This window comes from Paenibacillus sp. 01T442 (genome assembly GCF_056398345.1).
In genome coordinates, this window is sequence record NZ_JBFTPF010000125.1 from 1 (window position 1) to 9,073 (window position 9,073).

The 9,073-nt window shown below is 38.6% G+C and carries 10 protein-coding genes; all 10 read left to right on the forward strand.

Annotated features, from left to right (window positions below; all coding sequences use genetic code 11):
* Window positions 1–15: 15 nt before the first annotated feature.
* The 10 genes from AC1DLM_RS33565 (at window position 16) to AC1DLM_RS33610 (ending at window position 8,741) form a co-directional block, all read left to right on the forward strand.
* A complete protein-coding gene (locus AC1DLM_RS33565; protein ID WP_477572414.1) occupies window positions 16–276 on the forward strand; it encodes an acyltransferase family protein in 261 nt (86 codons plus the stop codon).
* A gap of 523 nt (window positions 277–799) precedes the next feature.
* Window positions 800–1,246: a GNAT family N-acetyltransferase gene (locus tag AC1DLM_RS33570; protein WP_441992479.1), complete on the forward strand. Its 447-nt coding sequence runs from the start codon at window positions 800–802 to the stop codon at window positions 1,244–1,246.
* 428 nt (window positions 1,247–1,674) lie between these two features.
* The gene (locus tag AC1DLM_RS33575; protein WP_441992480.1) at window positions 1,675–2,007 is read left to right on the forward strand and encodes a dihydrofolate reductase family protein; all 333 of its coding nucleotides are present in this window, start codon (window positions 1,675–1,677) and stop codon (window positions 2,005–2,007) included.
* Window positions 2,008–2,418: 411 nt separating this feature from the next.
* On the forward strand, window positions 2,419–3,852 hold the full coding sequence (locus tag AC1DLM_RS33580; protein ID WP_310499428.1) for a DHA2 family efflux MFS transporter permease subunit: 1,434 nt from the start codon (window positions 2,419–2,421) through the stop codon (window positions 3,850–3,852).
* 487 nt (window positions 3,853–4,339) lie between these two features.
* Window positions 4,340–5,023: a hypothetical protein gene (locus tag AC1DLM_RS33585; RefSeq protein ID WP_036744295.1), complete on the forward strand. Its 684-nt coding sequence runs from the start codon at window positions 4,340–4,342 to the stop codon at window positions 5,021–5,023.
* A 536-nt stretch (window positions 5,024–5,559) separates the two neighbouring features.
* On the forward strand, window positions 5,560–5,868 hold the full coding sequence (locus AC1DLM_RS33590; protein ID WP_477572411.1) for a hypothetical protein: 309 nt from the start codon (window positions 5,560–5,562) through the stop codon (window positions 5,866–5,868).
* A gap of 245 nt (window positions 5,869–6,113) precedes the next feature.
* Window positions 6,114–6,542 carry a GNAT family N-acetyltransferase gene (locus AC1DLM_RS33595; RefSeq protein ID WP_477572412.1) on the forward strand — a complete coding sequence of 143 codons (429 nt, stop codon included), beginning with the start codon at window positions 6,114–6,116 and terminating at the stop codon, window positions 6,540–6,542.
* A gap of 134 nt (window positions 6,543–6,676) precedes the next feature.
* Window positions 6,677–7,258, forward strand: coding sequence for a GNAT family N-acetyltransferase (locus tag AC1DLM_RS33600; RefSeq protein ID WP_441992642.1), 582 nt, complete (start codon window positions 6,677–6,679; stop codon window positions 7,256–7,258).
* 149 nt (window positions 7,259–7,407) lie between these two features.
* Entirely contained in the window at window positions 7,408–7,938 is a 531-nt protein-coding gene (locus AC1DLM_RS33605) for a GNAT family N-acetyltransferase (RefSeq protein ID WP_441992643.1), read from the forward strand.
* 188 nt (window positions 7,939–8,126) lie between these two features.
* Window positions 8,127–8,741, forward strand: a complete 615-nt coding sequence (locus AC1DLM_RS33610) for an HAD-IA family hydrolase (protein WP_477572413.1) — start codon at window positions 8,127–8,129, stop codon at window positions 8,739–8,741.
* Window positions 8,742–9,073 lie beyond the last annotated feature (332 nt).

The window sequence follows — 9,073 nt, forward strand, 5'->3', positions numbered from 1 at the left end:
AGGCTAKGGTGCTTATTGTTAAATAAATCGTATGCGCCAATTCGTTGGCTTAATTCAATTAGTAATTACTCATTTGGTATTTATTTAATACATCCATTTTTACTAAGTTCATATAAAAATTTCAATAAACCTCCCGGTGCAATCTGGGAATATAATTTATACACATTATTTAGCTTTATAATTGTTTTTGTCGGAGCATGGTTTCTATCTTATGTGTATCATAAACTGATATACTGGATGCTAATGATTTACCGAAAAGTAACACTCAAAGTTTAGAATCCTAAATTCCCGATAGCTCTTGAGGCAACGGCATGATGCTTTATTCCATAAGTGAATAGAAAAGGGAATAAACCCTTCCGTAAATTTCTCTTTGCTAACTGGTATGAAGATGATAATGCCTCATTCGAAATCGTAGCAGAAAAAGTAGATTTTATTGTTTAGATATCATTTGTCAACTCTTTATTGCTAAAAAGAGATGATCGCTACGCTAACTGGGAACGTTACTTCAATAAACTATAAAATGAGGCTGCCGCCGCGAAAACGATGGCAGCCTCATTAAGCTATCGGGCAGTAGAGCGTGGTGGATGATCAACGTCAGATCTCAAGAGTCAATTTTTATAGCTGTTTTGTACCAATTAAGACGAAAAACTTAGTGGTAAGATGAATGGGTGATTTCCCAATTGAAAGGAGTGATGTGGTATGAAAAATTCCCATGCTGTTGTGGTTACAATGAAGGATGTTCAATTATAGTCATGGAGAGATAAAATCCACTATGAAGCAATTTTGGGAGGAATTTTCTTTGGGTATTGAATTAAAGCAAGTGTCCAATGAAAACTGGTATGATTGTACCAAGTTAAAAGTTAAGAAAGAACAACTAGATGTTTTTCCTGCACCTGTTGTTTATTGGATTGCAGAATCTAAATATGTTGATGATTTTGAGCTGCGTGCAATTTATTGTGATGATAATTTAATCGGATTTCTTACTTTTTGTAAAAATCCAGACTCGGATGGCAACCACTGGATACCTGCAATAATGATTGATGAAAATCACCAGGGTAAGGGTTACGGAAAGACAGCAATGAAACAACTAATTGAACTGATTGAATCAATGGGCTGCAAAAGAATTATGATCGGGCACAGACCTAATAACTTAATTGCTGGAGAAATGTATGAATCCTTGGGGTTTAAAAAGGCAAGTGAAGAGATAATTGATGGTGAAATCATACGTTTACTTCAACTTAATTAAAAAACTGTCAGCGTATTGCTTATAGACATTGTTTAGCTACCGAAGGAAAAGCTCAATTACTCACACAGCAGTCGGTTAATTGATCGGCTGCCGTTTGCTCAACTATCGGGCAGTTTTGCGCAACATTGTTGTCTGCAAAAAAATTTAGAACCCCCTTGAACCTTACGTAACGTAATGATTTATAGTGGACGAAACATCAAGGACAAAACACAGGACAACGGTAAAAAAATCGAACAGGATAAATTTGAAATCGGAGGAGAAACGGATATGAGAAAACTCGTATTGTTCATGCATGTGTCGCTGGATGGGTATGCGTCAGACTCAAACGGAGGACTGATTGGATTCCGTACAACGAGGAATTTGAGAAATACGCCGAGGAGGTCGTAGCCGAAGTCGGCTCTTCCGTTTAAGGACGTATGACGTGTCAGATGATGGAGAGCTACTGGCCCACAGTGCTAGATGATCCGAATGCGTCGAGGCACGGTATGGAGCATGCTAAATGGTTGCAGGATGTTAAGAAGATTGTCATTTCCGGCACGATGGAAAAGGCGGAATGGAACAATACGATGCTGATTAATGACAAAATCGCAGAGGAAATCAAGGCGCTCAAGGAGCAGCCTGGCAAAAATCTCGTTATCTTCGGCAGCCCGGGGGCGGCGAAGACGTTGCTTGAGCTCGGCCTGATCAACGAATTTCTATTGACGATTTGTCCGGTCGTCCTGGGCAGCGGAAAATCGGCATTCGACGGCGTCGTTGAGTAAATCAGGCTCAAGCTGCTGTCCACCCAATCGCTCAAGTCGGGCATTATCGCGACCCGCTTTGAGTTGGAGAAATAGTCGCGCTGTACAAGGTGTGCCGCTCTAACGGTGAACGATAGCTCAATCAAAACACGAGGGCAATCGTTCAAAGTTCGGCTGCCGTTGTTCCTTTAACGGTCAATATAGAATTTTTTTTCACGTCACTTATCGAGATATTAAAGGCCACAACTGTATTAACGGAAGGGACCAAATCAATATTCGAGTGATAGAGGGGTTCCTATAGAACTGAAAGGTAGAATATTGTTGAATTTGTTTTGGACTTGTATAAGTGCTCACTCTGTTGTATTTTATAGCGGATCCGAATAGATAGAGTACTATTTAAAATAGTTGTCAGGAGAGGGAAATGAAATTAATATGAAGAAATATAATACGCGGGCTATAATGGCGTCTCTGCTCATTTGCGGTTTCGTAGGCATGTTCAGCGAGACAGCACTCAACATAGCAATTAGTAATTTAATGGACGTTTTCCAGATTTCGGCCGCGACTGCACAGTGGTTAACGACTGGCTTTTTGCTGACTCTTGGAATTCTGATGCCGATGACAGGTTTACTGCTACAATGGTTGACTACTAGGCAGCTTTTCATTGTTTCGCTTGTAAGCTCGATCGTTGGGACATTGATTGCAGCGCTTGCTTTCAATTTTGAAATGCTGATGGTCGCTCGCGTTCTGCAGGCAGCCGGCATGGGTTTATTGATTCCGCTCATGTTTAATACGATTCTCGTAGTTTACCCTCCAGAGCAGCGCGGGGCAGCGATGGGCTTCGTTGGTCTCGTCATCATGTTCGCACCGGCAACTGGCCCTACTGTGGCGGGTCTTTTAATCGAATATTTATCATGGCACTACATTTTCTGGCTGTCTCTTCCTTTTTTGGTCATAGGGCTGTTGATAGGATTGAAATTCCTGGAAAACGTCACTGAGGTCACAAGACCGAGGATTGATCCATTGTCCATTATTTTGTCATCACTAGGCTTCGGCGGTGTAGTCTTTGGTTTCAGTAAGGCGGGCGAAGGGGAGGGAGGCTGGACTAGTGCGATCGTGCTCTCATCGATTGTTATCGGCCTAATCGCGCTTGTATTGTTCACACTTCGCCAAATGTTAATGCGTGGGCCGATGATGAACTTGCGAGTCTTCAAGTACCCTATGTTTATTGTGGGGCTGCTTCTTGTGCTGTCGTGTATGATGATCATCTTATCAAGTATGATTATTTTGCCGATGTATCTGCAGAACGGGATGAAACTATCCGCGTTTGCTACCGGGCTCATGCTGCTGCCAGGCAGTGCGTTGAATGGTATCTTGTCGCCGCGCATGGGACGCTTGTTTGATAAGTACGGGCCTAAGTGGCTCGTTATCCCCGGCCTTGTCATCGTAGCAGTGATGTTATGGTTTTTTTCCAGTATATCAGTTGCCTCTTCTGTAGCCTTTATCGTGTCCTTGCATATTGGTCTCATGATTGGTATATCCATGGTATGGATGCCGGCGCAGACGAACGGGCTTAACCAACTGCCGCCAGAACTTTACCCACATGGAACGGCAGTCATGAACACGCTGCAACAGGTCGCAGGTGCGATCGGAACGGCAGTCGCAATCAGCATTCTTACTAAGGGCATGGAAAAGTATTTGATCGGCTCATCGATGCCGAGTGAGCCGGCCGAGATGGCTAAAGCCATGATGTTCGGTTCCCAGAACGTGTTCATGTTCGCGATGACTGTTACACTCCTCGGGCTAGCCGCGGCGTTCTTCATCCGCCGTGTCGTCGTTAAGCATGCGACGATGAATTCGATGCATTGAAATTCCAATAATAGGAGTAATCAACAATAGATTTGGAAAAAGGAACACAAACCCAGAATGGGATTAAGTGTTCCTTTTTTGTTAAGGATACAACGTTTTTGACCATAACCAAAACTAGACTCACATCAATTATTTAATATTTGTGAATAATTATTCTAAATAGCACTTGCGGATACTCTCATACATTATGAAAATTACGGTAACTTTGGGATGGGGCGAGAGTGGACCGACGGATTTGGTTGATCTCTATCATAAACGGATTCTTGATCGTTAAATTCAGAAGCAAAGATGACCTTTCAACAAACGGGACACGTTTGTTCAATACACAGCAAAGGGAGGCTGCCTGCACGATCGGCAGCCTTTCGCTCACCTAACGGGCAGATTAACACAATAGTATGAGACAACCATAGTCCATGAGTAAATATTGATGCGATGAAATTATATGGTATAATTTAGAAAATTAGAAACTACACATAGGATGGTAAAAATGTTTGATTGGATTGAGGAGACTATCCCCACCAACAGAAGTATGAAGCAAATTCTTGGTAGGCGGTTTAATTTAAAAAAGGTTTCACTTGAATCTCCTGCATCTATGTCTGAATTAGCAAGATTGCTTTCTGCTGGCAGTGCGCTTCTTGCGGACAATATGATGAATGTCTATTCTGCTAAAGATGAAACTGTTCGTTATTTAATAATGAATGACATTGCGCCTCATTTTGAAGATGTAAAAATTGTTTATGTTGAAGATGAAATTGATGTTGTTAATATGCAATATCTTAAAGAAGAATCAAAGAAAATGTTTGACAGCACGAATAACGGAATAATTCAGGTTATACATGACTTATTTAGAACTAATGACATGAGTATATGGACAGATGGTAAAAAAAGAGAACTTGCTCGTTACTCCGTTAAACTCAATGAGTTAGATAAGTATGTTATTGAAAATACAAATGACATTCAGGATTTTTTCACAAAGGGATATTTTGACTTAGGTGAGGAGTTTGGCTTTATCCCAACTGGTTGGACACTTGTAGATGAATTGAAAGAATCGAAAGCATTGAGATTCTTTGCAACCTTTATCGACTGTATAACATTAGTCGTTGATTTAAGTAATAAACAAGTTGTTATGATACAGCTTTCAGGGGACTCTGAGATGAATACAGATGAATGATATCTTCATCAGTGATTTCAAGACCGTTAGAGGGGCTTGCTTTGCAGCAGCTCCTATTTGTGTATTAAAGTAACGGATAACGATAGCTCAATTGGAAAAGCAATATGATAATCAAGATAAGGGATGATTGCTTGGACGATTATGTTGGGATAATTATTGCGTTGTTGCTAGGGGTTGGATTTCTGTTTATACGGAAATCTAAACTTTATAAAAGGAATTTGACAGCACGATTGACAGGTTATGTAATAATATTAATGAGTGTTATCCTTGTTTTTGTTGTCATACTAGCGTATCTCTCTCAAGCCTCACACGGATATGGACACTAGATGATATTACCCTAATGGGTAACGATAGTTGAACAAACCTTTACCGGCTGCCTCGTGCAGCCTATTGTGCTAAACGGGCACGAATCTTTAATAATAATATATAGAGGTGTTGGATCACAATTGATACGTTTTAGTACAGCAACAGCAATTCTAATTCTATTAAGTTTATTAATGTCACTTTCTGGGTGTTTTATGGAGGATGATTCAAAAATGAGGATAAAAAAGGGAGAATTTAAAAACGTCGCACTTGAGATTGTTAAGGTTTTTGAAATAAGTATAAAATATGTGGGATTTCCTTTTTCTGAGAGGGAGAAAATAGATGCGTTCTATGAGAGCAAGTTTGACGAAGAGGGAGAGCGCATTAAAAAACTTATTATGAATTTAGAATATAATTTTTTTGGCAGTACAAATTTTAAAGATAGAAACGATCCAAAGAATAAGGTTCTATTTGAAAAGCTTTCGTCAGATATAAAAGAAATTAGAGAAGATCTTGAGAATTATCCAGATAATAATACATAGCGGCAGAACTTTTCTACGCTAACTGKGAACGAGAGTTGAGTAAATGTTACACGATTGAAATCTTATTTTCATCTGGTATTAATCAATAACGGTTATAATAATAAATGACCCCCTTTAAAATATAAACTTTGACCCGCAGCCCGTTGCTGTGGGTCTCTTTTTGTTATTGCACTAAAGTGCAGGCTTCTTCAATGGTTTCGTCGAATACTCAAATGTGTTCTTTTTCCAACAAAAGGAGAGTTATTATGGAAAATAATCTTTTAATTCTAAAAAGAGTTCCAACGATATCAGAATATATAAAGCTTTGTTGTGCGGTTGGTTGGGAAGATTATATGAATTTCGAAGTTGCAGAAGAATCTTTAAACCAATCGCTGTTTGGTGTAATTGTCCAATACCATGGTGAAGTAGTGGGAATGGGCAGAGTAATTGGTGATGGGAGAATCTATTTTTACATTCAGGATATAGCAGTCTTACCTGAGCATCAAAACAAAGGAGTAGGCAAATTAATAATGGAAACTATCCAGGAATACTTAAAAGAAAACGCTCCAGAAAAATCATTTGTCGGTTTGTTTGCAGCACAAGGTAAAGAATCTTTTTATAATAAATACGGCTTTAAAAAGCATGAAGGAATGACAGGAATGTTCGGCGTAATTCAAGATAAGAATGTAAAGTAGGGTATCTATAACCTAACGAATAATGTTACTTCAATAGGGTCCCTATTTCAGTATAGGCAGTTTTGTATGGAGAATGAAGGAACCATTAATGATCCACGAATTAAATAACAGTGGCATCTACCGGGAGGCATTGTATGTTAGATAAATCGATTCCATATTTTAATGTCATTATGAAAAGAGCAGCAGGAACCCCTTTATCTCATTATGGATTACCAATTGGCTTTTCATTTGGCATGTATAAAGCTGGTATGGAAGAGGATTGGGCAGTAATCGAAGCATCAGTAGGTGAATTCAATACTGCTGAAGAAAGCCTCAACTACTTTAAAAATGAATACTTACCACAAACTGAAGAACTAAAACAACGGCTATTATTTGTGCTAAATCAAGAAGGGAAGCCAATCGGGACAATAACTGGTTGGTGGAACCATACTAGAGAGAAACGACACTCATCAATTCATTGGTTTGCAGTAATGAGGGAATATCAGGGGCTTGGAATTGGGAAAGCTCTAGTGGCTGAATGTATACGGGTTCTAAAAAATCTTGAAGGTGATGAGGATGTTTATTTACATACTCAAACTTGGAGCTACAAGGCGATTGCACTGTATTTGAAAGCTGGGTTTAATATTGAACTAAGTGAGACATTTTCTCTTTATCAAAATGAATATGAACAGGCGCTTCCAATATTACAGAATCTGTTGAACAACAAGCTACGCTAACGAGAAACTATAGATCCATGACAACAGGCTACCGAATTTATCGGTAGCCTGTTCAACTATCGGGCAGGAGAGTTCGATTAATACATAAACTTTCCCAATCTTGCATCAGAAATCGTAGTAGTATTAATTTAACTAAATGGAGGCAAAGGATGGGGTTCAAATTGAAAATTAGGACGGAACAATTAAGTGATTATGGTGAAGTGTTTAATTTGAATTATTTAGCTTTTGGGAATAGGGAGGATGAATCAAGACTAATTGAAAGAATTAGATTATCTGAAGGATTTATCCCTGAATTATCACTTGTAGCGGATGAAAACGACGAAATAGTAGGTCATGCTTTATTTAGCAAAGCACAAATTGTTGAAGAAGGAAATCGTCATGATGTCACAGTCCTTGCCCCTATTGCAGTATTGCCAAGCAATCAGAAAACAGGGATTGGTGGTAAATTAATTCAAGAAGGTTTAAAAAGATGTGAAGCATTAGGTTATGACTTTGTGTTCTTAATAGGACATCCAACTTACTATCCAAAATTCGGATTTAAGCCAGCGAGAAAATATGGATTTGAACTGAAGCAATTTAACGTACCTGATGACGTTTTTATGGTCTTTGAATTTACAGAAGGAAAGGTAAAAACAACAATAAAAGGTGAGTTGATGTATCCGAAATCATTCTTCAATTGACATATTAATTCTACAATTCATTCCGCTAAAGGTACACGTTTGTTCAATTCACAGGAATGGGAGGCTGCCGGCACGATCGGCAGCCTTTCGCTCACCTAACGGGCAGATATGCGCGGCACTTCCATGTTAAAATAATGGAAGGAAATAGAGGATGTGATACGAGTTTGCTTAAAACAGGGGGAAATAAATTGTATAAACACGTAATTTGGGATTTTGACGGTACTCTTTTTGATACTTATCCAGTAATGGGGAGAATTTTTAAAGAAGTTCTTGAAGAAGAAGGCATTTCAGAATCAGTAGATGAGATAGTGAAGCATATGAAAATATCTATGTCTCWTGCTATAGAGCACTACGAAAAAAAATATCAAATAGATCGTATATTTATAGAAAAATATCATAAACAAAGAAATGAAACGGAAACTAATTTATCAAGACCTTTTGAAGGAATTGAAGAATTTTGTAAATACATTCATACAACTAATAGAAAAAACTATTTATATACGCATAGAGGAGAATCAGCAATCCAATTATTGAAAATGCACGGTTTATTTGATTATTTTTCTGATTTTATAACATCCCAACAAGGTTTTGAAAGGAAACCAAGTCCTGAAGCTATTACATATCTTATTAATAGACATAGTATCATCCATGCGGAAGCGATAATGATTGGTGATCGAGATTTAGATATATTAGCGGCAAAAAACGCTGGAATTCATGCTTGTTTTTTTACAAATAGAGATGAAAAAAATATTAATTCTGATTTTATGATAAGTAACATTCAACAGTTATATTCAATTGTTTAATACGTTTGAAATAATAAACAATACTTAGGCTGCCAGCACGATCGGCAGCTTTTCGCTCACCTAACCGGCAGGATGGTTAAAAAGCTTTCGCGAATACCCTACATATGGATTTACGAGTTTACAAAATAAGTACCAATCTAGGTACACGGAGGGGAAATATGCTATACGGACAACGAGTAACACTAAGGCGTGTTGTTGAAGAAGATTGGGAAAAGCGATATGAATGGCTGTCCGATCCTGTAGTTAACCGAACGTTACCATCAGGAAGTGGTATGCCCCTAACACCGGAAGTGGTCAGAGAACGTACACGGAAGTACGCGCAAACAGATCTA

Bases quoted from the DNA above. Each gene is read 5' to 3' on its own strand.
- AC1DLM_RS33590 (WP_477572411.1), top strand. From the start codon at position 5,560: ATGAGGATAAAAAAGGGAGAATTTAAAAACGTCGCACTTGAGATTGTT.
- AC1DLM_RS33585 (WP_036744295.1), top strand. From the start codon at position 4,340: ATGTTTGATTGGATTGAGGAGACTATCCCCACCAACAGAAGTATGAAG.
- AC1DLM_RS33580 (WP_310499428.1), top strand. From the start codon at position 2,419: ATGAAGAAATATAATACGCGGGCTATAATGGCGTCTCTGCTCATTTGC.
- AC1DLM_RS33605 (WP_441992643.1), top strand. From the start codon at position 7,408: ATGGGGTTCAAATTGAAAATTAGGACGGAACAATTAAGTGATTATGGT.
- AC1DLM_RS33595 (WP_477572412.1), top strand. From the start codon at position 6,114: ATGGAAAATAATCTTTTAATTCTAAAAAGAGTTCCAACGATATCAGAA.
- AC1DLM_RS33600 (WP_441992642.1), top strand. From the start codon at position 6,677: ATGTTAGATAAATCGATTCCATATTTTAATGTCATTATGAAAAGAGCA.
- AC1DLM_RS33575 (WP_441992480.1), top strand. From the start codon at position 1,675: ATGATGGAGAGCTACTGGCCCACAGTGCTAGATGATCCGAATGCGTCG.